The following is a 26,423-nucleotide window of genomic DNA, read 5'->3' on the forward strand; positions in this document are numbered from 1 at the left end:
ACCGCGGCGGCCGCACCGTGCCGCCGTGTCCGCCCCTGAGCAAGTCAAGGCCCCCCTGTGTTCGACGTCGCCGTATTCGCCTCCCTCTTCGTCACCCTCTTCGTGATCATGGACCCGCCGGGGATCATGCCGATCTTCCTGGCGCTCACCGCCGGACGCCCGGCCAAGGTCCAGCGGAAGATGGCCTTCCAGGCCGTCTGCGTCGCCTTCGGCGTCATCGCCGTCTTCGGCGTGCTGGGCCACCAGATCCTCGCCTACCTGCACGTCTCCGTACCGGCGCTGATGATCGCCGGTGGCCTCCTGCTGCTGCTCATCGCGCTCGACCTGCTCACCGGCAAGACCGAGGAGCCGCAGCAGACCAAGGACGTCAACGTCGCCCTCGTCCCGCTGGGCATGCCCCTGCTGGCCGGACCCGGCGCCATCGTCTCGGTGATCCTCGCCGTCCAGGACGCCGACGGCGCCTCGGCGCAGGTCTCCGTCTGGGCCGCCATCGTCGCCATGCACGTCGTGCTCTGGCTGACGATGCGGTACTCCCTGCTGATCATCCGCGTCATCAAGGACGGCGGTGTGGTCCTGGTGACCCGGCTGGCCGGCATGATGCTCTCCGCCCTCGCCGTCCAGCAGATCATCAACGGCGTCACCCAGGTCGTCCAGGGCGCCTGATCCGGCCGCGTACGCGAAAGCCTCCGCACCGACGGTTTCGGTGCGGAGGCTTTCGCGTATGTGGCGCCGCTGCGGCCGTCCGGGTGCCCCGGGGCGGAAGCGGGAACTCCGGGGCGGTGTTACGAGGCGGCGGCTTCCGCCGGGCGGATGTAGAGGCGCTGGCCGATCGCTGCGGCCTGCTGAACGATCCGGTTCACGGAGTCGGCGTCCACCACGGTGCTCTCCAGCGCCGTGCCGTTGACGTCGTCGAGTCGCATGATCTCGAAGCGCAAATGCTTCTCCCTTCGTCGGTCCTCCGGCTGGGGCGCCGGGGAACGCGTGGTACGAGATGTCAGTCTTGTCCCGTTCTGTTGCCAGGGCGTTGCCTGGCCGTCAAGAGCCAGTGACTGGTGGAGCCCGCCGGACCTCGCGGGCGGCACCTGGTGCGCGACGCACGGGGCGCCTCGCGGGGCGGGGCTCCGAGGCGTTCAACGGCCTCGCGCCCGAGAACATTCCCTACGCTAACGAAAAATTTCGCGTATCTAATTACTGATGGGTGTGTACTTGGCACCCGGCCGGTCCTCGCCCTCGTCCCGGGCAGCGACAATGGGCCGGTGCTGAACGACGACGACCTGAACGACCTGACCGCGCTCCACGCCCGCATCGACCGCACCAACGAACTCCTGGAACGCATGCTGGCGGAGGTGGCGAAGACCCCCTCCACCCACGCCGTCTTCGTCGACGCCGGATACCTCTACGCCGCCGCCGGACGCCTGGTCACCGGGACCGAGGAGCGCGGCGCCTTCGACCTCGACGCCGAGGGACTCATCGACGCCCTCATCGACCGGGCCCGCCAGATCTTCGCCGACAGCCGCCTGCTCCGCGTCTACTGGTACGACGGCGCCCGCCGCCGCATCCACACCGCCGAACAGCTCGCCATCGCCGCCCTCCCCGACGTCAAGGTCCGCCTCGGCAACCTCAACGCCAACAACCAGCAGAAGGGCGTCGACTCCCTCATCCGCGGCGACCTCGAATCACTGGCCCGCCACCGTGCCATCAGCGACGCCGTCCTCATCGGCGGCGACGAGGACCTGGTCTCCGCCGTCGAGTCGGCCCAGGGCCACGGCGCCCGCGTCCACCTCTGGGGCATCGAGGCCACCGAGGGCCGCAACCAGGCCGACCCGCTCCTGTGGGAGGTCGACACCCAGCGCACCCTCGACCTCACCTTCTTCCAGCCGTACCTGACGCGCCGCGCCACCACCCCGTCGTACGACGCCGCCGGTACCCCCCGCCCCGGCCGCGACGATGTGCGCTTCACGGGCGCCCGCATCGCCGCCCAGTGGCTCGCCGAGCGCGGCCGCACGGCCCTCATCGACCTGCTTCCCGGCCACCCCTACCTGCCCGCCGCCGACGACCAGGCCCTCCTCGTCGAGGCGGAACGCCGGCTCGCGTACTCCCTGCGCGGCCAGTCCGACCTCCGCCGGGCCCTGCGCGACGGTTTCTGGGAGCACCTGCGCACCCAGTACTGACCGGAACCACTACCCGTGGGCGTTCCAGAAACCGGCCAGGGCGCGCGCCGTCTCCCCCGGGTTGTCGGTGTTGGGGGAGTGCTCGGCGCCCGGGATCACCACGCGCTCCGTCGCCAGCCGCCGCGCCATGTCGTCCATCAGCTCCACCGGCCAGGTGTCGTCCCGCTCGCCGGAGACCACCTGCGTCGGCACCCCGCACGCCGCCAGCTCCGCCACCAGGTCCGGTTCGGTCCGCAACTGGCGGCCGGTCGCCGTGAGCTGCGCGGGGGAGTGCTTCAGCCAGCGGGCCCGCAGCGCCGCCTCGGCCCGCACCTCGTCCTCGTCCGGCTCGGCGAGGTCCTCCGGGGTGGCCAGCGCCTGGATCGCGTCCCAGACCTGCCCCATCTCCATCGCGGCCATCGCCGCCGTCAGCAGGGTGATGCGCTGCTGCTGCTCCTCGGAGACCTCGGCGGGGCCGGAGGAGAGCAGCGTCAGCGAGCAGAACGGCTCCGCGTCCCGCAGCACCGCCGCCCGCGCGATCTGGCCGCCCAGCGAATGCCCCAGCAGATGCACCCGCCCGCGCCCGCGCACCGCCGCCGCCTGCGCCAGCAGGTCCAACGCCAGCTCAGGCCGGGCGTACGCCCCCTCGTCGTCCGGCCCCGGCGTCTCGTACTGCCCCCGCCCGTCCACCGCGACCACCCGGAACCCCGCCTCCGCGAGCGGCTCCAGCAACGCGATGAAGTCCTCCTTGCTGCCGGTGTACCCGGGCACCAGCAGCGCCGTCCCCCGCGCCACCCCCGCAGGCCGCGCATCCAGCACGGCGAACTCCCCACGCCCCGTCACCAGCCTCTCGGCACGAGCACACGCGGGCGGAACAAACGTAGGCGGCTTACTCATGCCCGCAGGCTAACCCCCTCCCCCACACCCCCGAACGCCGAGGCAACGATCGAGCACCGCCCAGCCAATCTCCAGCCCGGCCGGCGTTTGAGGCAGTCTGTGACCGGCACGGTCGAGCGGCGCTGAGCCAAAAGACAGCCCGGCCGGCGCTTGAGGCCGAACCGACCGGCACGGCAGATCACCCGAACACGCCGACGGCCCGGACCCCCACAGGGGACCCGGGCCGTCGGACCGGTAGGAACCGGCAACTACTCAGCCTCCACCGGAGCCGCCTGCGCGACCTTCCGCGTCCGACGCCGCGGCGCCCGGGGAGCAGCCTCGCCGGCAGCGGCCCCGTCGGCGTCCGCCCCCTGTTCGGCCGTGGCGGCCTTACGGGTCCGACGGCGCGGCTTGGCCGGCGCGGCCTCGGCGCTCTCCGAGGCGTGTTCGGCAGCGGGCCCCTGCGCGGGAACCTCCGCCTCGGCCGCGGTGGCGGCCTTACGGGTCCGGCGGCGCGGCGTGCGCGGAGCCGCCTCGGCCTCGGCCTCGACAGCGCCCTCACCCGCAGCGGCGCCCGCCGCAGCGGTCTCGACGGTCTGGAAGGCGAGCGGCTCCTGATCCGCGACGCGGGTCCGGCGGCGGCGGCGCGGGGCGCGCGCCTCGGCCGGAGCCTCGACGGTCTCCGAGACGGCGACGGCCTCCTCAGCCTTGGCCGGAGCCCCGGCCTCCGCAGCCTTCGCTGGAGCCGCGGCCTCGGCGGCCATCGGCTCACCGGAACGGGTCCGGCGCCGGCGGCGCGGCTGGCGGGCCGGACGCTCGCCCGGCTCGCTCCGCTCCTCCTGACGCTCCTCGCGCCCCTCGGAGCGGCCACCGCTCTTGCCGCGGCGCCCGTCGGCGCGGCCACCACGGGCGCCCCGCCCGCCGGTCTCGCCGAGGTCCTCGACCTCTTCGGCGGCCAGCCCGGCCCGGGTGCGCTCACCGCGGGGGAGGGTGCCCTTGGTGCCCTGCGGGATGCGCAGTTCCTCGTAGAGGTGCGGGGAGGTGGAGTAGGTCTCGACCGGGTCGTGGAAGGTCAGGTCGAGCGCCTTGTTGATCAACTGCCAGCGCGGGATGTCGTCCCAGTCGACCAGCGTGATCGCGATGCCGGTGCGCCCGGCGCGGCCGGTGCGGCCGATCCGGTGCAGGTAGGTCTTCTCGTCCTCGGGCGTCTGGTAGTTGACGACGTGCGTCACACCCTCGACGTCGATGCCGCGGGCGGCGACGTCGGTGCAGACCAGGACGTCGACCTTGCCGTTGCGGAAGGCGCGCAGCGCCTGCTCGCGAGCGCCCTGGCCGAGGTCGCCGTGGACCGCGCCGGAGGCGAAGCCGCGGCGCTGGAGCTGCTCGGCGATGTCGGCGGCGGTCCGCTTGGTCCGGCAGAAGATCATCGCCAGGCCCCGGCCCTCGGCCTGGAGGATGCGGGAGACCAGCTCCGGCTTGTCCATGGAGTGGGCGCGGAAGACGTGCTGCGCGATGTTGGCGACGGTGGCGCCCTCGTCGTCCGGCGAGGTGGCGCGGATGTGCGTGGGCTGCGTCATGTACCGGCGGGCGAGGCCGATGACCGCGCCCGGCATGGTCGCCGAGAACAGCATGGTCTGGCGCTTGGCCGGAAGCATCGTGACGATGCGCTCGACGTCGGGCAGGAAGCCCAGGTCGAGCATCTCGTCGGCCTCGTCCAGGACGAGGGACTTGATGTGACCGAGGTCGAGCTTGCGCTGACCGGCGAGGTCGAGGAGGCGGCCGGGGGTGCCGACGATGACGTCGACGCCCTTGTTGAGCGCCTCCACCTGGGGCTCGTAGGCGCGGCCGCCGTATATGGCGAGGACGCGGACGTTGCGCACCTTGCCCGCGGTCAGCAGGTCGTTGGTCACCTGCTGGCACAGCTCACGGGTCGGGACGACGACGAGGGCCTGCGGCGCGTTGGTGAGCTGCTCGGGCTTGGCCCGGCCCGCCTCGACGTCGGCGGCGACGGTGACGCGCTCCAGCAGGGGGAGGCCGAAACCGAGGGTCTTGCCCGTGCCGGTCTTGGCCTGGCCGATGACGTCGGTGCCCGAGAGGGCGACCGGCAGCGTCAGCTCCTGGATGGGAAAGGGATTGGTGATGCCGACGGCTTCGAGGGCCTCGGCGGTCTCGGAAAGGATTCCGAGTTCTCGAAAGGTAGTCAGGGCGCTGGCCTCTTCTGTGAGACGCGGTACGAGGCGAACGCGGGGATCTTGACCGTGCCGTTACCGCCGGCCGCGAATAAGGCGGGCCGGGTGGCACGGGACCACAGCCGACGCTCGAGCGATCGTGCCGCTGAGGGTCCCGCCGCACGTCGTCCGCGCGTGTGCGATCAGTGCTGATCACCGCACGGTCCGGCGCCGGAGGGCTGTCGGGTCGGAGCCGATCGGGCCACCGACCGGGCATCCTCATTCATACGGCCCGCCGAATATTCGACAGGCGCATTACCACTGTACCCCGGATTCGCGCATACGTGTTGGGCGAATTGATGACGTAGCCCGTCTCACAGCCCGCGACCGCTCCCTGCGGCCCCGGCGTACCGGGCTATTGTGCGGTCCGGTGGCTCCGTCGTCCCGCCCGCCGGGAGGAAGGCGCCGCCCGCCCGGAGGGAGCGGTCCCAGCCCCGCACCCGCGCCCTCGCGGGGACAGACCGACCGACCGGGACAGCGCGTCCCGGACCGGCCGGGACCGGCCGCGGCCGGCCCGCGCCGGTGGCCTCGCTAGGAGACTGATGGAGACGCCCGACACACCCGCAGCCGAGACGCCCACGGGCATCGCCGCCCAGAACTGGCGGACGGCCGCCGCCGAGCCCCAGTACCGGGCCGCCGTCGTCGATCTGCTCGGAGCGCTCGCCTACGGCGAGCTGGCCGCCTTCGAGCGGCTCGCCGAGGACGCCAAGCTGGCGCCCACCGTGGCCGACAAGGCGGAGCTGGCGAAGATGGCGTCCGCCGAGTTCCACCACTTCGAGAAGTTGCGCGACCGCCTCACCGCGATCGACGTCGAGCCGACCGCGGCCATGGACCCGTTCGCCGCCGCCCTCGACGGCTTCCACCGGCAGACCGCGCCGTCGGACTGGCTGGAGGGCCTGGTCAAGGCGTACGTCGGCGACGCCATCGCCAGCGACTTCTACCGGGAGGTGGCGGTCCGGCTCGACACCGACACCCGCGACCTGGTCCTGGAGGTGCTCGACGACACCGGCCACGCGGAGTTCGCGGTCGGCAAGGTGCGGGCCGCCATCGAGGAGGACCCCCGTGTCGGCGGGCGGCTCGCGTTGTGGGCACGGCGGCTGATGGGGGAGGCGCTGTCGCAGGCGCAGCGGGTCGTCGCCGAGCGCGACGCCCTCTCCACCATGCTCGTCGGCGGCCTCGCCGACGGCTTCGACCTCGCCGAGGTGGGCCGGATGTTCTCCCGGATCACCGAGGCCCACACCAAGCGGATGGCCGCGCTCGGCCTCGCCTCCTGACCCACCGGCACCCGGCACCCGGCCCGCGGGCATGCGGTCAGGCGGGCCGGGCGGTCCGCCTGACCTGCCGCCGCTGCGCGGGCCGTACCAGCAGCGACAGCAGCGCGGCCGCCATGACGAGCGCGCCGCCGAGGACGACCAGGGGCTGGGCGCCGTCGAGCGCGGTGTGCGTGACGAAGGCGCCGAGCAGGCCGCCCGCGGCGCCGGTCGGGCCGACCAGGCGCGGGGTGGGGAGCCGGTGCGGCAGCCGCCGCAGGGCGAGCCACGCCACGGCGAGTCCGATGGCCAGGGCGCCGACTGTCTCCACGATCACTGGGTCCCCCTCACTGGGCTCCGCGTCCTTGGGTCTCCGCCTTGCGGCGACCGGTCCGGAAGGACGCGCTCCGGGCCGGTCGGCGGGCGGGCCCGTGGCCGTTCCGTCCGCCACAAATCGGTCGTAGCCGGTCCTACCCGGGCCGTCCGGGAGCCAATCCTCGGTTCGGGGCCGTCCTGCGGGCCGGCCGAGGAGCCCAGCCGGTGCGGGGCCGGGCCGGCCTCCTCTCCGGCGTACCCGCGCGGTGCCATCCGTACGGAGCAGTCGAACGGCCGTGCGAAACGGGGTCGCGCCGGGAGTGGAGGCGGGCCCGGAGGCGCGGAAGGGGCGCCTCCGTGGCGGAGGCGCCCCTTCCGGGCCTTGCGGACGTCCCGGCGGGCCGGGGGGAGTCCTGATGTCCTACAGCGCGGCGTTGAAGCCCACCCGGCGGGTGGTCGGCTCGCCCAGCTCCACGTAGGCGATCCGGTCCACGGGGACCAGGACCTTACGGCCGTGCTCGTCCGTGAGGGACAGCAGCTTCGCCTTGCCGGCGAGCGCCTCGGTCACGGAGCTCTCGACCTCCTCGGCGGTCTGCGCGCTCTCCAGAACGATCTCGCGCGGCGCGTGCTGCACGCCGATCTTGACCTCCACGGCTATGTCCCTCCGAGGGTCGGTGTTGTGCGCGAAGTGCGCCCTTGGCGCCCACATTAGCCCGGTCGCGCCGGGCGGCGGCCCGCCCGGCCGAACGCCGGTAGCGAACAGCGGGCGCGGACGCCGGGGGAGACGGCTGCCGTCAGCCGCCCTGCTCGCTGTGTTTCGGGAACCCGGCGATACCGCGCCAGGCCAGCGAGGAGAGGAGCTGCACCGCCTTGTCGCGCGGGACCGGGCTGGCGCTGGAGAGCCAGTAGCGGGCCACCACCTGGGAGAAGCCGCCGAGACCCACGGCCAGCAGCATCGACTCCTCCTTGGGCAGCCCGGTGTCCTCGGCGATGACGGCGCTGATCGCCTCCGCGCACTGGAGCGTGACCTTGTCCACGCGCTCGCGGACCGACGGCTCGTTGGTCAGGTCCGACTCGAAGACCAGCCGGAAGGCGCCGCCCTCGTCCTCGACGTACGCGAAGTACGCGTCCATCGTCGCGGCGACCCGCAGCTTGTTGTCCGAGGTGGACGACAGGGCTGTCTGGACCGCCTGCAGGAGCGCCTCGCAGTGCTGGTCGAGCAGGGCCAGGTAGAGGTCGAGCTTGCCGGGGAAGTGCTGGTAGAGCACCGGCTTGCTGACGCCCGCGCGCTCGGCGATGTCGTCCATGGCCGCCGCGTGGTACCCCTGCGCGACGAAGACCTCCTGGGCCGCGCCCAGGAGCTGGTTCCTGCGGGCACGGCGCGGCAGACGTGTTCCCCGCGGACGAGCTGCCTCTGTCTGCTCGATGGCTGTCACGCCGCCTCCCAAGATCGTTGCGTGTGCGGTGTGCGCCGCGTCGGCCATCGTACTTTTCGGTAACCGGAGCGTGCGCGGTGCGAGCGCAGAATTTCACGGAGTGAGCGCTTCCGGAACCGTCGGTGGCCAGCCGGAATCCCGGCTGAAGCGGACATACGCGAAGAAGCCTCCGGGGTCCTCGGGGCCCGCTCGCCGGGCCCGCCGCGCTCAGCGGTAGTCGTCCTCGTCCTCCTCGACCACCAGGAGCTGCTCCACGGCGTCCGCCTCGTTGGCGGTGCTGGGGTCGATCCCGGCCAGGGCCTCCTCGGCGCCCTCGGGGTCGTCAGGGTCCACCGAGGCCTGCTGCTCCGCCGCGTCCCCCTCGGGGGCCCGCAGCAGCGGGTCGTCCTCGGTCGCCGGGGTGGGCCGGTCCGGGCCGGTGCCGGTCGGGTCGGTCGTCATGGGGTACCGCCTTTCCTCGTGTGCGTGGCTCGCGTCACCAGGGCTCCGGCGGGCGCTCGGGACGCGGACCGCTCGGCCGCGTCCGCCGCCCGCCCCGCCTTCCGAGCGTAGGAGAGTCGGCGGGGTGACGCGATGCGGTGCGCGTACCCGGCCGAGCCGCTCCGAACAGAAGCGTTGCGTGGCGGTGCGCACACCCCGGGTAGGCACCGCCCCGTGCAGGCGGGACGCGCCGGATGCTGTGACTCCGAACACGCCAACGGTGGTGTGATCGTCTCGTAACATTGCCGCATGTCTTCGACCGACCTGCCCGACGTGACCGGCGCCGTCCTGCCCAAGGTGAGCGCGGTCCGCGTCGAGGAGGGCGAGCGGCTGCGCCAAGTGGGCCTGTCCGGGCTCACGCTGACCGTGCGTTCGCGCCCGCCGTCCCGCGAGGGCCTGCCGCCCGCCCTGTACGTCCACGGCCTCGGCGGCTCCTCGCAGAACTGGTCGGCCCTGATGCCGCTGCTGGCCGACACCGTCGACGGCGAGGCCCTGGACCTGCCCGGCTTCGGCGACTCCCCGCCGCCGGACGACGGCGACTACTCGATCACCGCGCACGCCCGCGCCGTCATCCGCCACCTCGACGCGGCCGGACGCGGCCCGGTCCACCTCATCGGCAACTCGCTCGGCGGCGCCGTCTCCACCCGGGTCGCCGCCGCCCGCCCCGACCTGGTGCGCACCCTCACCCTGGTCTCCCCGGCCCTGCCCGAGCTGCGCGTCCAGCGCTCCGCCGTCCCCACCGCCATGCTCGCGCTGCCCGGCATGGGCGCCCTGCTGGGCCGCCTGGCCCGGGACCTGACGGCGGAACAGCGCACCCGCGGCGTCCTCGGCCTCTGCTACGGCGACCCGGCGCGGATCTCCCCGGAGGCATTCAGCAACGCCGTCGCGGAGATGGAGCGCCGGATGGCGCTGCCGTACTTCTGGGACGCCATGGTCCGCTCGGCCCGCGGCATCGTCGACGCGTACACCCTCGGCGGCCAGCACGGGCTGTGGCGCGTGGCCGAACGCGTCCTCGCCCCGACCCTCCTGGTCTACGGCAGCCGCGACCGGCTCGTCGGCCACCGGATGGCGCGCCGGGCCGCCACCGCCTTCCGCGGCTCCCGGCTGCTGACTCTCCCGGACGCCGGGCACGTCGCCATGATGGAGTATCCCGACGAGGTCGCGGCCGCCGTACGAGAACTGCTCGCCGACGCGGGGGAGACCCTGCCACCCGCCTCCCACCGGAGCACCGGGTGCGCCGCCCCGACCGCAGACGAAGCGTTGCCCGCCGACGGCGCGGGCGACCAGAGCCAGGGGAGCTGAACCCGCGCGTGGGACGTCACCGTCGCCCCTCGTCGTCCGCCGGGTCCGCCGCGCAGGGGCGGACCCGGCCGGGCGACACCGGCGCCACCGAGCAGTACCCGGCCGACGGGCCGCCACCGGACGCGGCCGTCCGCCGCGCCCCCCGGGGGCAGGGGCCCCCGCCCGGGCGGCGGCGGCCCGTACCGCCGCCGCTGGCCCCGGAGGACGCCGTCCGCGGCGGCCACCCCGAGCAGCGCGAGCCCGGCGGCGGCTGGGGTCGCCCGCCGCGCGGACCCGCCCCGGCGGGCGGCCGGGAGATGCCCGGGCCGCGCCAGGAGTACCTCGACGCCTTCGAGGACGAGGACCTCTTCGCGGCCGGGGTGCCCCGCAGGTCACCCGTCCAGGTGACGGAGGAGCGCGGCGGCCGGGCTCCCGGCGCGACGGCGTACGCCCCCGACACCGACTTCGACGACACCCCGGCGACCGCGTCCGGCGCCGAGGGCCCGGACGGGGGCGGCGACGAGCCGCCCGCCGACAGGACGAGGTCCCGCCGGGGCGGCCGCGGATGGGCCTTCACCGGCGTCGGCGCCGCCGCCGTGGTGACGGTGCTCGCGGTGGTCGTGGGCGGGCAGTTCCTCGGCGGCCAGGACGACGGGGCCGCCTCCCGCTCCGCCTCCGACAACTCCGGCCGGGCGGCCGAGGGCACCGCCTCGCGCTCCGAGGGCCGGCCCACGCCCGCCTCCCCGGCACCCGCGCCCAAGACGGCGCCGCCCAGCTACGAGCAGCGGATGGGCAAGAAGCTGGCGCTCGACGCCGACCTGACGGCCGACGGCGACTTCGCCGCCGTACCCGGCTTCGAGAAGGCCCCCGGCAAGGGACAGCTCTTCCGGTACCGCGTCGACGTGGAGAAGGGGCTCGGCCTCGACGGCAAGCTGTTCGCCGAGGCCGTGCAGAAGACGCTCAACGACGACCGCAGCTGGGCCCACGACGGCGCCCGGACCTTCGAGCGGATCTCGTCCGGGCAGCCCGACTTCGTCATCACCCTGGCCAGCCCCGGCACCACCGCCGAGTGGTGCGCCAAGTCGGGCCTCGACACCACCATCGACAACGTCTCCTGCGACTCGGCCTCCACCGACCGCGTCATGGTCAACGCCTACCGCTGGGCGCAGGGCGCCGAGACCTACGGCGACGCCATACACCCGTACCGGCAGATGCTCATCAACCACGAGGTCGGCCACCGGCTCGGCTTCAACCACGTCAGCTGCAGCCGCGACGGCGCCCTGGCGCCCGTCATGCAGCAGCAGACCAAGTTCCTCTCCATGGATGGGATCACCTGCAAGGCCAACCCCTGGGCCTACCCGAACTGAGCCGCCGCCCGGCCGCCTCCGGCCCCCTGGCACTGCGGGGGCCCTGCCCTCGCCTCGGCGCCGCGTACGTACGTCACGGCCCGCACACCGGCATACGCGGGCGCGGCCCCCTTCGGTGCGTGTCCTGGCCTGAACCCTGGCGCCGCCTCCCTCTTGGCCTCGCGCCGCATCAGCACGCGGAACGTCGCCGCGCGGCGAAAGTTACGCCCGTTCACCCCTTTTGATGGCGCGACGGACAACCGTCCGTCGTACCGCCCTCCTGTCCGCATACGTTCTTCCCGCTGCGGGGCCGATGCCCCCGGCGCGACAACGGCGGCTCCCCGCACGGGAGATCGGAGGTGGGACAGATGCGCATCGGACTCCTGACCGAGGGTGGTTACCCGTACGCGGGGGGCGAGGGCGGACTCTGGTGCGACCGGCTCGTACGCGGGCTCGCACCCCACGAGTTCGACCTCTACGCCCTCAGCCGCTCCGCCTCCCAGGAGGAGTCCGGCTGGGTCCCGCTCCCGCCGGAGATCCACCGCGTCCGCACCGCGCCGCTCTGGTACGCCGAGGAGGACGGCGTCACCTACGGCCGCCGCGCCCGCCGCCGCCTCCACGCCCATTACGCCGACCTCGCCGCCGCCGTCTGCTCCGGTGCCACCCGCTTGGACGAGGAAGCGCTCCGCGTCCAGAAGGACCGTTTCCGCAGGGCGCTGTACGGCCTCGCCGACCTGGCACGCGAGGAAGGCGGCCTGGTCGCCGCGCTCCGATCCGAGGGCGCCGTCCGCATCCTCGAACGCGCCTGCCGCGCCCCCGGCGCCCTGCGCGCCGCCCACGACGCCCGGGTCCCCGACCTCCTCGCCGTCGCCGCGCTGATCGAGGGCGCGCTGCGCCCCCTCTCGCTCGACTGGTACGCCGACAGCGACGCCCGCGGAGCGCACTCCGGGGGGGCGGGGTGGGGCGGACTGGGCAGCGTCGACCTCTGCCACGCCGCCTCCGGCGGCACCGCCGCCCTGCCCGGCCTGCTCGCCCAGCACTTCTTCGGCGTACCGCTCCTGGTCACCGAGCACCACGTCCCGCTGCGCACCCATTACCTCGCCGCCGCCGGACGGGAGTCGACCGCCCCCGTACGCGCCCTCGGCGCTGCCTTCCACCACCTCCTCACCGCCGAGGTCTACGACCAGGCCGCACTGATCACCCCCGGCAGCGCCCACGTCCGCCGCTGGCAGGAACGGTGCGGCGCCGAGCGGCACCGGCTGCGCACCGTCCACCCCGGACTGGACGCCCGGCCGTTCGCGGCGGTCGGCGAGGGCCCCGCGGGCGATCCCCGCACTCTGGTCTGGGTGGGGCGGATCGAGCCCGGCAAGGACCTCGTCACGCTGCTGCACGCCTTCGCCGAGATCCGCCGCGCCGAGCCCCGGGCCCGGCTGCGCCTCGTCGGCAGCCTCGCCCCCGGCGCGGAGGCCGCCGCGTACCTGGCGCACTGCCGGGAACTGGCGCGCGAGGTGTGCGCCGGGGCGGAGACGGCGGACGCCGCCGTCACCTTCGACGAAGTCGGCGAGGCCGAGGCCGGGACCACCGGCCTCGCCGACGCCTACGCCTCGGGCGCCGTCGTCGTCCTCTCCAGCGTGGTCGAGGGCTTCCCGGTGAGCGTGGTCGAGGCGATGCTCTGCGGCCGTGCCACCGTCTCCACCGACGTCGGCGCCGTCGTCGAGGCGGTCGGCGGTACCGGCCTCGTCGTGCCCCCCAAGGACCCGGCCGCCCTCGCCGACGCCTGCCTCGCCCTGCTGCGCGATCCCGTCCGCCGCGACCGCCTCGGCGCCGCCGCCCGCTCCCGTGCCCTGGAACTCTTCTCCGTCGACCAGAACGTCGAACGCTTCCGCGCCCTCTATCTGGAGATCGTCTCCCACTACCCGGTACGGCGCCCCCACACGGACGAGGAAGGCACCCCGATGCCCTTCGCCCACCCGGCCGAGACCCGCGTGCGCGGAAGCTGGGCCGAGGCGGCACGCCCCGAGGGCGACCTTGGCAACACCTGGGACGCCCCTCGCACGGGCGCTCCCTTCGGTGGCGGAACGGCCGAGGCGGGGGCGCGCGCCGATGCGCCCTCCGCGGCCGACCCCGTCACGGCCAGTGGCGCGGAACTGCGGCGCGTACCCAGTTGGGCGGTGCTGGACGAGGCGGCGGCGGCCCGGCGGGGGCGGGGCGACGGGGCGGTCGGGGGCGCGGCCGGTGGGGCCAGGGGCGGGGAGGAATGGCCGGATGCGAGGCGGTTGGCGGGGCAGGGCGGGGTCGCCGGCGCGGTGAGGTCGCCGGGTGGTGAGGCGTACGGCTCCGTGGGCGGACCGGTTTTCGCTGGAGAGCGAGTCGAGGTGAGGGCGGAAGGAATTGGGGGGACGCCGTTCGCCAAGAGGAGTCCGGCGGGGGACCCGGCGGGCGGGGCGGCCACTGGGCCTTCCTTTTTGACCATGTCGCGGTCCGCGGCCGACGAGTCCTGGACCCGCGGCGCCGCGGCGCCGCTTCCCGCCGCCACCTGCCTCGGGGGTTCCGGCACCGCGGACACGCGAGTCGGCGACACCGGCACCGAGACCGCTTCGCCCGCTCCGAGCGCCGCCGGCGACAAGTCCGGCGCCCCCGACCTGGGGGTCGCGATCCCCCGGCCGACGCCGTCCGCACCGGCGGAAGCCCCCGGCCCGGCGGAAGTCCCCGGCCCGGCCGACGAGCCGCATGCGGGAGAGCTTCCGCAGGACGCGACCGGCCACCGAACCGCGCCCGCCGCTCGGCCCCCGCGCGTCGACGGCCCGGCCCCCCGCACGCCACGAACCCCCGGTGCCGGCCCCGCGCCGCGCCGCTCCGGTGGCGGCCGCGAGCAACGAGGCGGCGAGGCGATGAGCGCGGGAACGACGGAGAGCGCCGTCGCGGGCCCCACCGCGGCCGGACCGCTGAGGAACCTCAGGGAGCAGACCCCATGACCACGCATCACGCCCCGGGCCCCCTCGACGCGCCCAGCCGGCCCGCACGGCCCGCCTTCCCCGGGCACGGGGAGTCCGCCGGGGACGGAACGCCCGCGCGCCCCGGTGCCACGGACGGGCGTCCCGACGCCGGAGTGGGGGAGTGGGCCGGAGCGGGCGCCGGTGGTCCGGATGCGGTGGTGGCCGGCGGTGGGGACCCGGTCAAGGCGCTCATGCACCGCCACCGTGAACTCTGTGCCCGCGCCGTCGACCCGCTGGAGATCGCCGCCGGACTGGAGGCGCACGGCTTGACGGACCGTACCGCCGCCCGCTTCCGGCACCGGGACGTGTTCTCCCTGGCCGAGGAGATGTACGCCCGCGTGCCGCGCCACAGCTCCGACCGCTCCGCCGGACCCTCCGCCCCGGGTACCGAGCCGGTAGCGGTGACCGAGCCCACCGCGTACCCGGGCCCGCCCCGGTTCCTCACCCTGGTCCTGCTGCCCGCGCTGCCGGGCGCGCTCTGTGCCGGGCTGCTCGCCGGACTCGCCCAGGCGCCCTCCGGCCTTGCCCGGAGACTGGCCGTCTTCGCGGGCGTGCTCGCCGTCCTCAGCGCGGTGCAGCTCTGCCTGCGCCACGGCCCGCTGCGTACCCCCCGCCCCGCCGGGGCGGTCGTACGCGTCGCCACCCTCTGGCTGCTGGGCTACGCCGTCCTCGGCGACGGGCTCCTCGCCGCCGCCGTCCGCGGCGGACCCGACCGGCTCTGGCCGCCGGACACCGCGACCGCCCTCGGCCTGGCCCTCGCGATGTGGCCCGCGGTGCTCTGCGCCCGCCTCTTCAGCGGCGGCGCCCGCCGCAGGCTCGCCCTCAGCCGGGGACTCGGCGAGTTCGCCGCCGCCACCCGGCCGCTGCTCCTCACCTCGCTGACCCTCTACGTCACCGTGCTGACCGGCCTGCTCGCCCTGGCCGGCGTCCTGCTCGCAGGCTCGCCCGCGCTCGCCGGGGCCGGAGCCCTGGGAGCCCTGCTCCTCCTGGCCCGGCTGCTCATGGTGCACGGTCACCGGTCCGCCCCCGCCGTCGCCCTCGCCACCGCCGCCGGTGTCGAACTGGCAGCCCTCTGCAGTGTGTTCGCCGCCCGGCTGCCCGGCTGCGGATTCCTCGGGCTGCCGGTCGAGACGCTCACCGAGGTGTGCGGCGCCGAAGCGGTGCCCACCCTCGCCTGCGCGGTCGCCGCCTTCGCCCTGCTGATCCGGGCCGTTCCGGCGCTCTCCCGGGCCTCCGCCCACACCGACCCCGGCACCCGCTGACCCGCCGGGCCACCGGCGCCGCCCGCGCGCCCGGTCGCCACGGCCGACGGAGCGCACGGCGCCGCACCCGAACCGCATCCCATCCGAAGGAGACCACCAGATGACGACCACCCGACGCCGGAACAGCCCGGGAGCCGACCGATGAGGGTGCTGCTGATCGGAGCCAACGGATACATCGGCCGCTTCGTCGCCGACCGCCTGCTCGCCGACCCCGCCGTCCAGCTCACCGCGCTGGGCCGAGGCGACGACGCCGACGTCCGCTTCGACCTCTCCACCGGCAGCCCCGGCGCGCTCACCCGGTTCCTCGACGCCGTCCACCCCGGAGTCGTCGTCAACTGCGCCGGAGCCACCCGCGCCGGAGCCCGCGAACTGACCCGGCACAACACCGTCGCCGTCGCCACCGTCTGCGAGGCCCTGCGCCGCAGCGGCTGCGGCGCCCGGCTGGTCCAGATCGGTTGCGGCGCCGAGTACGGGCCGAGCCAGCCCGGCTCCTCGACCGCGGAGGACGCCGTGCCCCGCCCCGGGGGCCCCTACGGCGTGAGCAAACTCGCCGCCACCGAACTCGTCCTCGGCTCCGGGCTCGACGCCGTCGTCCTGCGCGTCTTCTCGCCCGCCGGTCCGGGGACCCCCGCCGGGTCGCCGCTCGGCCGACTCGCCGAGGCGATGCGCCGGGCCATGCAGTCCGGCGACGGCGAACTGAAGCTCGGCGGCCTCGGTGTGCAGCGCGACTTCGTCGACGTCCGCGACGTCGCCCGGGCCGTCCATGCCGCCTCCCTCTCCGCCGCCCAAGGTGTGATCAACATCGGTTCCGGCCGGGCCGTCCGCCTCCGCGACGCCGCCGCGGTCCTCGCCCGCGTCGCCGGATACGGCGGCGCCCTGCACGAGCTGGACGCCCCCTCCGGGTACCCGCCGAGCGCTCCCGCCGGGCTGCACACCCGTGCCGATCACGGACAGGGAGGGCTCCGCGCCGCCATCGGCCACCCTCGCCCGGACCCGGACCTGGCCCCCTCCCCGGCGGCGTACCCGTACCCGGACGGCTGCGGGAGCTGGCAGCAGGCCGACGTCCGTACCGCCCGCGACCGGCTCGGCTGGCGCCCCCGGATCAACCTGGAGGAGTCCCTGGCCGACATCTGGATGGAGGCGGCGTGCCGTATCTGACGCCGCCGGAAGCCCAGCCCGTCCTGAGCGCCGGACAACTCCGCCTCGGTGTCCCCGGCTACGCCCACCCCCTGGTGGCCCCGCGCGAATGGGAGGCTCTGCCCCGTGTCGGCACCGGGGTCCACTGGACCGTCCTCAACATCGCCAACGGCCCCGGCGAACGCCCCGACCCACACTGCCTCGAGGCGGCCGGACGCCTGCGGAACGCTCAGGTCCGCGTGGTGGGGCATCTCGACCTGGCGGGCGGTGAACGGAGCTTCGGCGCCCTCCTCTCCGACGCCCACCGCTTCCGGGACTGGTACCTCGTCGACGGCTTCTACCTCGACCGCTGCCCGACCGAGCGCGCCGCCCTGCCCGAGCTGCGCCGCGTCGCCGGAGCCCTGCGCGACCTGCTCGGCGGCGGACACCTGGTGACCGCCCACGGCACGCACCCGCACCCCGGCTACGCCGAGACCGCGGACCAGCTGGTGACCTTCAGCGGTCCCTGGCACGACTACCGCTGGTCCCAGGCGCCCGAGTGGACCGCCGCCTACCCGCCGGAGCGCTTCTGCCACCTCGTCCACAGCCTTCCGCGCGGCCACCTCCCGCAGGGGTTGCGCATCGCCCGCTGGCAGGGCGCGGGCACCATCTGGTTCACCGACCGCACGGCCAAGGAGGGCCGAAGTGGCTGCTGGGAGAGCATGCCCGGCTACTGGGACGCGATTGTCTCGCAGGTCGGAACGGGTGTCTCGGAATGAAGAAGGGCGTGGCAGTGTTACGGCTAGTGGTCCCCGCCCATGCGGGGGTTGTCCTGTCCCCGATCGACCAACGGAGTCCCCGTGTCGCTGCCACCCCTGGTCGAGCCAGCTGCTGAGCTCACCGTCGACGAGGTCCGCAGGTACTCCCGCCACCTGATCATCCCTGACGTGGGGATGGACGGGCAGAAGCGGTTGAAGAACGCCAAGGTGCTCTGTGTGGGCGCCGGCGGCCTCGGTTCGCCCGCTCTCATGTACCTGGCCGCCGCCGGCGTGGGCACGCTGGGGATCATCGAGTTCGACGAGGTCGACGAGTCGAACCTCCAGCGCCAGATCATCCACAGCCAGGCCGACATCGGCCGCTCCAAGGCCGAGTCCGCCCGCGACACGGTCAAGGGCATCAACCCGTACACGGACGTGATCCTTCACGAGATGCGGCTCGAGGCCGACAACGTGATGGACATCTTCAGCCAGTACGACCTGATCGTGGACGGCACGGACAACTTCGCCACCCGCTACCTGGTCAACGACGCCTGCGTGCTGCTCAACAAGCCGTACGTCTGGGGCTCCATCTACCGCTTCGACGGCCAGGCCTCGGTCTTCTGGTCCGAGCACGGCCCCTGCTACCGCTGCCTCTACCCGGAGCCCCCGCCCCCCGGCATGGTCCCCTCCTGCGCCGAGGGCGGCGTCCTCGGTGTGCTCTGCGCGTCGGTCGGCTCCATCCAGGTCACCGAGGCCATCAAGCTCCTCGCCGGTGTGGGCGACCCGCTGGTCGGCCGCCTGATGATCTACGACGCCCTGGAGATGCAGTACCGCCAGGTCAAGGTCCGCAAGGACCCCGACTGCGCCATCTGCGGCGAGAACCCCACGGTCACCGAGCTCATCGACTACGAGGCGTTCTGCGGCGTCGTCTCCGACGAGGCCCAGGAGGCCGCCGCCGGTTCGACGATCACTCCCAAGCAGCTCAAGGAGTGGATCGACGACGACGAGAACATCGAGATCATCGATGTCCGCGAGCCGAACGAGTACGAGATCGTCTCCATCCCCGGCGCCCGTCTGGTCCCCAAGAACGAGTTCCTCATGGGCACCGCGCTCCAGGACCTCCCGCAGGACAAGAAGATCGTCTTGCACTGCAAGACGGGTGTCCGCAGTGCGGAAGTCCTCGCCGTGCTGAAGTCGGCCGGTTTCTCCGACGCCGTGCACGTGGGCGGCGGCGTCATCGGCTGGGTCAACCAGATCGAGCCGCAGAAGCCCGTCTACTGAGTCCGACGCCCCGGCGGTCCGGTCCCCCCTGGGTCCGGCCGCGAGGGAAGCCGTCACCGTGACGAGGCCCGGGGCCCGTCCGCCCATGAGGTGGACGGGCCCTTCGGCTGTGCGGGGCGAGGCGGTCGCGGTGCCGCGCGAGAGCGCCGCGCCTGTCCCGTCACCCCTTGTCGGGCGCGCACTCCTTGCCGTCCTCCGGGACGGTGCCGTCGAGAAGGTAGGCGTCCACGATCCGGTCCACGCAGCCGCTCCCCGAGCCGTAGGCCCCGTGCCCCTCTCCCCGGTGGGTGAGGAGGACGCCGACGCCTTCGCCCAGGCCGTCCGCCAGGCGGCGCGCCCCTTCGTAAGGCGTCGCCGGGTCGCCCGTGGTTCCCACCACCAGCACCGGAGGGGCGTCCTTCGCCTCCACGCCCGGAGGCTCGGCCACCCCGTCGACCGGCCACTCGTGACACCAGCCCGCCGTGTCCCAACCGAGGAGTCCACCGAAGACCGGCGAGATGCTCCGGAACTCGGGCAGCAGCTTCCGGGCCTCCTCGGGAGTGGGCCGGCCGGGATCGTCGGCGCAGGATATCGCCCGTTGGGCGTGCCCCTGGGTGCCGTAACGCCCCTTTCCGTCGCGGTCGTTGTAGGAGTCGGCGAGACGCAGCAGTGCCGTCCCCGACCCTTTCTCGGCCTGGTCCAGGGCCTCGGTCAGGCGGGGCCAGCTCAACTCGCTGTAGAGCGTGGTGATGATGCCGGTGAGCGCGAGGGACTCGGTCAGCTTCCGGCCCGACGCCGTGGGCAGCGGCTCGGCGTCGATCCGCGCCAGCAGGGCCGCGATCTCGCGGCTTCCCTGGCGGGGGTCGCGGCCCTCGTTCCGCAGGTAGTTCTCCAGTGCCCGCTGGAAGCCGATCGTCTGGTTCCTCGCGTGGCCGGCCATGTCGGCCTCGGGGTCGACGGCGGCGTCCAGCACCAGGCGCCCGGCCCGGTCGGGGAACTGGTGGGCGTGGGCGGCACCGAGCTGGGTGCCGTAGGAGATCCCGAAGTAGTGCAGGGCGCGGTCGCCCAGGATGTGCCGCAGCAGGTCCAGGTCGCGGGCGGCCTGAGCCGTGCCGAGGTGCGGGAGGAGGCCGGCCGCGTCCTCGGCGCAGCCTCGGCCGAAGTCGGCCGCGTCCTCGAAGTAGGCTTTCTCCTCGGCTTCGTCGTCGGGGGTCAGGTCCACCCGTGCCTCGGCGGCGGCGATGCGCCGGTCGTCCCGGCACCGGATGCCCGAGCTGCCCGCCACCCCTCGGGGGTCGAAGCTGACCAGGTCGTACCGCTCGCGGAGCCGCTCGTACCCCGGGGCGAAAACCGGGAGCATGTCGACGCCGGAGCCGCCGGGGCCACCGAAGTTGAAGAGCAGCGAGCCGACGCGCCGGTCCTCGGGGCCGGTGGCGGCCGCCTTGATCAGCGCGACGGCGAGGGTCTCGGCCCGCGGTTCCGCGTAGTCGAGAGGTACTCGCAAAGTGGCGCACCGCCATGCGGCGCCCGGCGCGGAACCGCCGCGGCGGGTCTTGCAGGGCTTCCAGTCCAGGCGTTGGGCCGTCAGCTTCCTGGGCAAGGGCGGGTCGCCCTTCGCCGCGCCTGGCCCAGGTGGCGGCGTGGTCGGCGCTGAAGGGGAGTCGGAGGCGGAGGGGCCGTCCCCGCCGGTCGGCGGAGGGGCCATGGCGTCCGGTCGCCCCTCTGCCGTGCAGCCGAGCGTGGCCGTGGCGGCGAGAAAGCTCGCGAGCAGCAGGGCGGCAGCGCGCAGCAGGCGTCCAGGCTTCATGAGATCCCCCGTGATTCCCCATGCGTCCCGAGGGTCGGGACGGCTCCGCCATCGTAGAGTCGGCTACGGAGAGTAATCAAGGGGAAATGGGTGGGACTTCCGGAGTTGCGTGGTCCGGATGAGCGAAGCCGCAGGTGACGAGGGGGATTTGGGTGGGAGAGAGGGGAAATCTCGCTGTCGCGGCCCCGCCTCGGAAGCCCCCGGAGCCGAGCCGGAGGCCGTGACCGGGACTCCCGGGCAACGACTGTGGCCGAGTGAAGCGGCTCCCGGCGGTCACGCTCAGGAACATCGCGGACGGGCGCCGGGGCGGGGAACGGCGAGGCGTGGAACAGCGGTGGCCGGAGCGGACCGCGCTCCGGCCACCGCAATCACCGCAACCACGGCTGACCCGTGCGGCGCCGTGCGGCGCCGTGCGCCCCGCGGCGCCACGCAGCCCTGAGCGCCCTCGCTCAGGAGCAGACGGTCCCGCTCTTCGGCACGGCCCCGTTGAGGAGGTAGCCGTCGACCGCCTTGCGCACGCACGCGTTGCCGCTGTCGTAGGCGCCGTGGCCCTGTCCCCGGTAGGTGATCTCGACGCCGACGTCCTTGCCGAGCGCGCGCGCCATCTGCCGCGCGCCCTCGTAAGGGGTCGCGGGGTCACCGGTGTTGCCGATGACGACGATGGGCGCGGAACCCTCGGCCGACACGTCGGGGTGCTCGGCCGCGCCGGCCACCGGCCAGTCGGTGCAGCTCAGCAGGCCCCAGGCGAGGAAGTCGCCGAAGACGGGGGACGCCTTGCGGAACTCGGGCAGCTTCTCGCGGACGTCGGCCTCCGTGTAGCGGGGCTTGTCGTCGGCGCAGTTGATGGCGATGTTGGCGGACTGCAGATTGCTGTAGGTCCCGTCCTGGTTGCGGCCGGTCATGCTGTCCGAGAGGGCCAGCAGGATGCGCCCGTCCCCGTCGTAGGCGTCCTCCAGACCCTGCGTCAGGTACTCCCAGAAGTCCTCGGAGTAGAGGGACTGGGCGATGCCGTTCAGGGCGGCGGCCTGGGTCAGCTCGCGGTCGCCGTCGGCGGGCAGCGGCTTCTTGTCGAGCGAGGCCAGCAGGTCGGCGATGCGCTTCTTCACGTCGTCCGGGTCCGAGCCGACCGGGCAGTCCTCGGTCGTCGCCGTGCACGCCTCGGCGTAGTTGTCGAGCGCCAGCTGGAACCCCTTGGCCTGGCCCAGCGACCCCTGCTCGGCGTTCTGCGTCGGGTCGACGACCGCGTCGAAGACCGCCCGGCCCACCTTGTCGGGGAAGAGGTGGGCGTAGACCCCGCCGAGCTCGGTGCCGTAGGAGATGCCCATGTAGTGGAGCTTCTCGTCGCCGAGCACCTGGCGCATCAGGTCCATGTCGCGGGCCGCGTCGGTGGTGGCGACCTGTGGCAGCACCGTGCCGGAGTTCTTCTCGCAGGCGTCGTTGAACTGCTGCGTCCGCTTCGTCAGGTCGGCGCGCTCAGCCGCGTCGTCGGGCGTGGAGTCGGCCTGGAAGTAGTCGTCCAGCTGCGCGTCGTCGAGGCAGGTGACGGGGGAGCTGCGGCCCACGCCGCGCGGGTCGAAGCTGACCAGGTCGTACCGGCCGCGCAGCGTCTCGTAGGTGTCACCGAAGGCGGGCAGGGTACTCACTCCGGAGCCGCCGGGGCCGCCGAAGTTGAAGATGAGGGAGCCGATCCGCTGGTCGTCCTTCTTGGCGCTGGTCCTGGCCCGCACCAGCGCGAGGTCGAGGGTGTCGCCGTCCGGGCGGTCCCAGTCGAGCGGGGCCTTCATCGTCGCGCACTCCCACTGGGTGCCGCCGGGCAGTGGCGAGGGGGCGGTGCCGCCGCCCTGGGCGTCGTCGGGCGCGGGGCAGTTCGACCAGTCGAGCTTCTGCGCGGTGAGTCCGCCGGCCGGGGTGGAGCCGTTCTGGCTGCCCGGCTCGTCGGTGCCGCCGGAGTTCCCGCAGGCGGAGACCGAGGCGGCGACGGTGAGCAGCAGTGCGGTGGAGACCAGGACGGTGCGGCTGCGGTGGGAGCGAGTCGGCATGCCCCCCATCCTGCGCGCCGTGCACCCCCGGCGCGCGGGGCGGGGTCCGTGCGAGTGAGTACGCCCAGGTCCCGTACGCGCCCCCGCGCTTCCGGGCGCCCCCGGAAGCCCCTACAGATACCCCTTGCGCGTCAACTGGTTGAAGAACAGCCAGCCCGGCAGCACCGGCAGCCAGAGCGTCAGCAGCCGGTACAGCAGCACCGCCGGGGCGGCCACCTCCTTGGGGAGGCCGACGGCGATGAGGCCGACCGTCAGCGTCGCCTCGACCGCGCCGACACCGCCGGGGGTGGGGGCGGCCGACCCGAGCGCGTTGCCGGCGAGGAAGACGACCGCCACGCCCGCCAGCGACACGCTGGTCGTCCCGTCGCCGAAGGCGCGGACGGAGGCGGTCAGGCACATCACGAAGCAGGCGGTCAGCAGCAGCATGCCGCCGATGCCGGTGAGCAGCTTCTGCGGCCGCTGGAGCACGTCGAGCATGCGCGGCACGACACCGGCGAAGAGCGACCGGACCCGCGTGACGATGAACTTCCGCAGGAACGGCACCGCGGTCACCACCAGCACCAGCACGGCGACCGTGAGCAGACCGGCGATCACCGTCCTGGACGGGGTGAGGGACGGGGTCTTCTCCGTCCCGGTGACATAGCCGAAGAGGAGCAGCAGCAGGATGTGCGCCCCGAGGCCGAAGAGCTGGGAGGCGCCCACGCTGGCCACCGCGAGCCCGGGGCGTACGCCGGAGCGCTGGAGGAAGCGGGTGTTGAGTGCCACACCGCCGACCGCAGCCGGGGCGACGATCTTCACGAAGGAGCCGGCCACCTGGGCGCCGACCGTCCGGAGGAAGGAGACCCGTTCCGGCACGAAGCCGAGCAGGCTCATCGCCGCCGCGAAGTAGCTGAGGGCGGAGAAGAGGACGGCGGCCGCGACCCAGCCCCACTGGACGTCCGAGAAGAGGGTGCCGAACTCGATGTGGGTGAGCTGCGTCAGCAGGAAGTACGCGCCGATCGCGCCGGCGATGAAGCTGACCAGCGTGCGGGCCTTGATCCGCTCCAGCCGGGCCGGCTCGACCGGGGCCTGCGGGCGGATGCGGAGCACCTGGTGGCGGATCTGGGTGAGCAGATCCTCCTCGCGGGCCTCCTCCAGCGCGTCGTCGATCGCGCGCTTCTCCGCCTGCTTCTCGGCCTTGACGGTCTTGCGGTCCTCCTGCTGACCGGTCTCCCGGCGCAGCTGCTTGGCCTCCTGCGAGGCGTCGAGCACGGCTTCGCGTTCGCGCTGCGACCGTTCCCGGGCGAGCCGCCGCAGGGTGGCCCGGGTCGATCGGGTCAGCGCGATCGGCTGGAGCAACGGCAGACAGTCGGCGATGGTGTCCGGTCCGAGCACGGCGACGGCCGCGGCCACCGACCGCTCGGCGCCGACCCGCAGTCCGAAGGTGGTCAGGAGCTGGGCGATGTCCATCCGCAGCACCAGCTCACCGGCGGCGATCTCGCCGCCGCGCAGGTCGGTGATGATCACCTTGCCGGAACGATCCACCAGGATGGCGTCCCCGGCCAGCCGCCGGTGCGCGATCCGGCGGGACTGGAGGGCGCGCACCTGCTGCCAGGTGTCGCGCATCAGCTCGTCGGTCACCTCCTCGTCGGTCAGCGAGTCCAGGGAGTGGCCGCCGATGTGCTCGTAGACGAGCATCACCGCGTCCGGGCCGAGTTCGGAGGTGGCGATCAGCTTCGGCGCGTTGGCCCCGGCGGCGATCGCGGCGTACGCGAGGAGTGCCTCCTGCTCCAGCGCCTGGCGCAGGGACTGGAGGCTGCGGCGGGTGGTGATGGAGCGCAGCGTCATCCGGCGCCACACCCGGTAGAAGAAGCCGTGCGCCTGCTGCTCGCGGTCGACGACCGTCACGTCGAGCGGCGGGCCGTCCTCCAGCGTGACGAAGTAGCGGCGGCCGCGGTCCCCGTGGTCCGGGGGCGACAGCCCGGTCCGCCCGGCGAGGCCGCCCGGGGGCTCCGGCACATCCTCGGCGCGGGCCGCCGCGACCGGCCGGAAGCCGACGTGGCGCAGTCCCGCGAGCAGGGTCTGGCCGGTGGGCCGGACGTTGGGCGAGCCGACGGTGTACAGCGTGCCGTAGGCGACGCTCCAGCCGATCAGGATGGTCAGCGCGATCGAGAACGGCGTCGTGTAGCCGGTGACGAGCATGGCGAGCGCGTCGAGCAGCAGCACCATCCAGAGCACCACGCGCCAGCGGGGCCTGCGGGCCATCCCCACGGCGGTCATGTACGCGATGACCGGGGCGAGGTAGCCGTGCACCGGGTCGGTCAGGGCGTGGATGTCGCCGGGGGAGGGCTGGGTCAGCGCGTCCTGGATCGAGCCGGGCGCGGACTTCGCCACCCACAGATCGGTGGCGAGGGTGACGCCGTGGGCCAGCACCGCCGCCAGCACGCCGTCGGCGATGCGCAGGCCGTCGCGTTTGATGAGCCGTTCGATGGCGAAGGCCACCGGGACCAGCAGCACCGCGATGCTCGACGCCAGGCCCGCGAACTTGATCAACAGGTCGGGCGCCTGGCCGGTGCCCTCGCGGATGTCCTGCTCCAGCCCGGAGGTGGTGCCGTGCGCGAACGCCGCCACCGCGAGCAGGACCGCGATGGCCAGCGCGCCGATGAGCAGGCGCATCAGGTCCGACGGCCGGTGCACCCGGGCCGCCAGCAGCGGCTCGTCCACCTCGACCGGGTCCCGCTCGGCCTCGTCGGGGTCCTCCTCCGGCCGGGGGTACTTCAGGAGGCTGGGGCGCGGTTCGGCGGTCGTGGCGCCCTGGTCGCGCTCCCCGGTACCCGCGGACGCGCCGGAGCCGCCCCCGCCGGGGCCTCCGTCGGGCTCGCCGGAGGCCGCGCCGTCGCGTGCGCCCTCTCTGGCCTCGTCGTCGCCCGCGCTCATCGGGCCGCCCTTCTCCCCGTCGGCGGGACGGCTGCCGGGGACGGCCCGGGCGAGATCGTCGTCACCGGGACGCGGCGGCACCGGAGCCGTGCTCCGTCGTGCTTCGGCACTCACACCCGTCCGTTCCGTCGTGTCCTGTCGATCTTGTCTCACCTGTCACTGCCCGCACGATGGTGGCACGAGCGGGCGACACCGCGGGGCATCAGGGGGCAATGCGCGCTCGCGAATCCGCTCTGATAAGTCTCATGGCCCCCATTTCGGGCTTGGCACCCGCGCTCTCGGGCCGCGCCCCGGCATCCCGCCCCGGTCCGACGCGTACCGCGGGTTGTCGGTGGCGTGCGGCAGGATGGGCGGCGTGAGCCAGGACACCCAGCCGCCCGCGGAGCCGCCCGCCCTGCCGCCGTACGCCGAGCGGGTGCTCGACGTGGCCGAGTTGATCCCACCCGGCCGGGTGATGACCTACGGCGACATAGCGGAGTGGCTGGAGGAGGGCGGCCCCCGGCAGGTCGGCCGCGTCATGGCGCTCTACGGCTCGGCCGTCCCCTGGTGGCGCGTCGTCCGCTCCGACGGGGCCCTGCTCCCCGGCCACGAGCGCCGCGCCCTGGAGCGGTACCGGGCCGAGGGCACCCCGCTGCGCGAGGCCAGGCGCACGGCCGGTTCCCCGGGCAGCGCGCCCCGCCTCGACATGCGGCGGGCCCGCTGGGACGGCACCACCGGTGACACACGTCACTCCTGACGCCCCTCCAGCACCACCCCGCGCCCCGTCCCGCACACCTCTGCCGCGCTGCCCGGTGCGGTTCGTGGCCCACGCGCCTAGGCCCTGTCCGGCGGATCTTCGTGGAAGAGCCTGCGGCGTCTGGTGCGTGCTCTCGGCGTGCGCCCGGATCTCCCTCGTACTGGACGTACT

At 74.0% G+C, this 26,423-nt stretch carries 21 protein-coding genes; 11 read left to right on the forward strand and 10 right to left on the reverse strand.

Annotated elements, in window-relative coordinates; genetic code table 11:
- Positions 1–57: 57 nt before the first annotated feature.
- The gene (locus ACFWMZ_RS10165) at positions 58–663 is read left to right on the forward strand and encodes a MarC family protein (protein ID WP_023417206.1); all 606 of its coding nucleotides are present in this window, start codon (positions 58–60) and stop codon (positions 661–663) included.
- A 119-nt stretch (positions 664–782) separates the two neighbouring features.
- Here ACFWMZ_RS10165 and ACFWMZ_RS10170 read toward each other — a convergent pair whose 3' ends face one another.
- Positions 783–920 carry a hypothetical protein gene (locus tag ACFWMZ_RS10170; RefSeq protein ID WP_383200717.1) on the reverse strand — a complete coding sequence of 46 codons (138 nt, stop codon included), beginning with the start codon at positions 918–920 and terminating at the stop codon, positions 783–785.
- Positions 921–1,256: 336 nt separating this feature from the next.
- On the opposite strand from ACFWMZ_RS10170, the gene ACFWMZ_RS10175 reads away from it, so the two are divergent.
- Entirely contained in the window at positions 1,257–2,171 is a 915-nt protein-coding gene (locus tag ACFWMZ_RS10175; protein WP_383181536.1) for an NYN domain-containing protein, read from the forward strand.
- Between the two features lie 9 nt (positions 2,172–2,180).
- Here the strand turns inward: ACFWMZ_RS10175 and ACFWMZ_RS10180 are convergent, their stop codons facing one another.
- Positions 2,181–3,047 carry an alpha/beta fold hydrolase gene (locus ACFWMZ_RS10180; protein ID WP_383181533.1) on the reverse strand — a complete coding sequence of 289 codons (867 nt, stop codon included), beginning with the start codon at positions 3,045–3,047 and terminating at the stop codon, positions 2,181–2,183.
- Between the two features lie 248 nt (positions 3,048–3,295).
- On the reverse strand, positions 3,296–5,230 hold the full coding sequence (locus tag ACFWMZ_RS10185; RefSeq protein ID WP_383181622.1) for a DEAD/DEAH box helicase: 1,935 nt from the start codon (positions 5,228–5,230) through the stop codon (positions 3,296–3,298).
- Positions 5,231–5,796: 566 nt separating this feature from the next.
- Here ACFWMZ_RS10185 and ACFWMZ_RS10190 point away from each other — a divergent pair.
- On the forward strand, positions 5,797–6,528 hold the full coding sequence (locus ACFWMZ_RS10190; RefSeq protein WP_383181531.1) for a ferritin-like fold-containing protein: 732 nt from the start codon (positions 5,797–5,799) through the stop codon (positions 6,526–6,528).
- A gap of 37 nt (positions 6,529–6,565) precedes the next feature.
- Here ACFWMZ_RS10190 and ACFWMZ_RS10195 read toward each other — a convergent pair whose 3' ends face one another.
- From ACFWMZ_RS10195 to ACFWMZ_RS10210, 4 genes are all read right to left on the reverse strand, one after another.
- Positions 6,566–6,841, reverse strand: coding sequence for a hypothetical protein (locus tag ACFWMZ_RS10195; RefSeq protein WP_383181528.1), 276 nt, complete (start codon positions 6,839–6,841; stop codon positions 6,566–6,568).
- 399 nt (positions 6,842–7,240) lie between these two features.
- Complete coding sequence (locus ACFWMZ_RS10200) at positions 7,241–7,471, reverse strand: DUF3107 domain-containing protein (protein WP_383181525.1); 231 nt, start codon at positions 7,469–7,471, stop codon at positions 7,241–7,243.
- Between the two features lie 142 nt (positions 7,472–7,613).
- Complete coding sequence (locus tag ACFWMZ_RS10205; protein WP_383181522.1) at positions 7,614–8,255, reverse strand: TetR/AcrR family transcriptional regulator; 642 nt, start codon at positions 8,253–8,255, stop codon at positions 7,614–7,616.
- 207 nt (positions 8,256–8,462) lie between these two features.
- Positions 8,463–8,696 carry a hypothetical protein gene (locus tag ACFWMZ_RS10210; protein ID WP_383200691.1) on the reverse strand — a complete coding sequence of 78 codons (234 nt, stop codon included), beginning with the start codon at positions 8,694–8,696 and terminating at the stop codon, positions 8,463–8,465.
- A gap of 288 nt (positions 8,697–8,984) precedes the next feature.
- Here ACFWMZ_RS10210 and ACFWMZ_RS10215 point away from each other — a divergent pair, with 288 nt between their 5' ends.
- The 7 genes from ACFWMZ_RS10215 to moeZ all read left to right on the forward strand — a co-directional run bounded on the left by ACFWMZ_RS10215 (position 8,985) and on the right by moeZ (position 18,775).
- A complete protein-coding gene (locus ACFWMZ_RS10215) occupies positions 8,985–10,037 on the forward strand; it encodes an alpha/beta fold hydrolase (RefSeq protein ID WP_383181516.1) in 1,053 nt (350 codons plus the stop codon).
- Between the two features lie 8 nt (positions 10,038–10,045).
- Positions 10,046–11,383, forward strand: coding sequence for a DUF3152 domain-containing protein (locus ACFWMZ_RS10220; RefSeq protein WP_383181513.1), 1,338 nt, complete (start codon positions 10,046–10,048; stop codon positions 11,381–11,383).
- 347 nt (positions 11,384–11,730) lie between these two features.
- Entirely contained in the window at positions 11,731–14,337 is a 2,607-nt protein-coding gene (locus tag ACFWMZ_RS10225; RefSeq protein ID WP_383200693.1) for a DUF3492 domain-containing protein, read from the forward strand.
- Positions 14,334–15,620: a hypothetical protein gene (locus ACFWMZ_RS10230; protein WP_383200696.1), complete on the forward strand. Its 1,287-nt coding sequence runs from the start codon at positions 14,334–14,336 to the stop codon at positions 15,618–15,620. Before ACFWMZ_RS10225 ends, ACFWMZ_RS10230 begins: the two co-directional genes overlap by 4 nt.
- 141 nt (positions 15,621–15,761) lie before the next feature.
- A complete protein-coding gene (locus tag ACFWMZ_RS10235; RefSeq protein ID WP_383181504.1) occupies positions 15,762–16,778 on the forward strand; it encodes an NAD-dependent epimerase/dehydratase in 1,017 nt (338 codons plus the stop codon).
- The gene (locus tag ACFWMZ_RS10240; protein ID WP_383181501.1) at positions 16,766–17,515 is read left to right on the forward strand and encodes a spherulation-specific family 4 protein; all 750 of its coding nucleotides are present in this window, start codon (positions 16,766–16,768) and stop codon (positions 17,513–17,515) included. Before ACFWMZ_RS10235 ends, ACFWMZ_RS10240 begins: the two co-directional genes overlap by 13 nt.
- An 81-nt stretch (positions 17,516–17,596) precedes the next feature.
- The gene (gene moeZ, locus ACFWMZ_RS10245; RefSeq protein ID WP_383181498.1) at positions 17,597–18,775 is read left to right on the forward strand and encodes an adenylyltransferase/sulfurtransferase MoeZ; all 1,179 of its coding nucleotides are present in this window, start codon (positions 17,597–17,599) and stop codon (positions 18,773–18,775) included.
- A gap of 160 nt (positions 18,776–18,935) precedes the next feature.
- Here the strand turns inward: moeZ and ACFWMZ_RS10250 are convergent, their stop codons facing one another.
- The 3 genes from ACFWMZ_RS10250 to ACFWMZ_RS10260 form a co-directional block, all read right to left on the reverse strand.
- Complete coding sequence (locus ACFWMZ_RS10250; protein ID WP_383200699.1) at positions 18,936–20,561, reverse strand: alpha/beta hydrolase; 1,626 nt, start codon at positions 20,559–20,561, stop codon at positions 18,936–18,938.
- A 449-nt stretch (positions 20,562–21,010) separates the two neighbouring features.
- Positions 21,011–22,600, reverse strand: a complete 1,590-nt coding sequence (locus ACFWMZ_RS10255; RefSeq protein ID WP_383200702.1) for an alpha/beta hydrolase — start codon at positions 22,598–22,600, stop codon at positions 21,011–21,013.
- 111 nt (positions 22,601–22,711) lie between these two features.
- Complete coding sequence (locus tag ACFWMZ_RS10260) at positions 22,712–25,516, reverse strand: lysylphosphatidylglycerol synthase domain-containing protein (protein ID WP_383200714.1); 2,805 nt, start codon at positions 25,514–25,516, stop codon at positions 22,712–22,714.
- Between the two features lie 346 nt (positions 25,517–25,862).
- Here ACFWMZ_RS10260 and ACFWMZ_RS10265 point away from each other — a divergent pair, with 346 nt between their 5' ends.
- Entirely contained in the window at positions 25,863–26,252 is a 390-nt protein-coding gene (locus ACFWMZ_RS10265; RefSeq protein WP_383200705.1) for an MGMT family protein, read from the forward strand.
- The last annotated feature ends 171 nt before the right edge of the window (positions 26,253–26,423 follow it).

Origin of the sequence: Streptomyces sp. NPDC058373, assembly GCF_042723275.1 — a bacterium.
Taxonomy (GTDB): Bacteria; Actinomycetota; Actinomycetes; order Streptomycetales; family Streptomycetaceae; genus Streptomyces.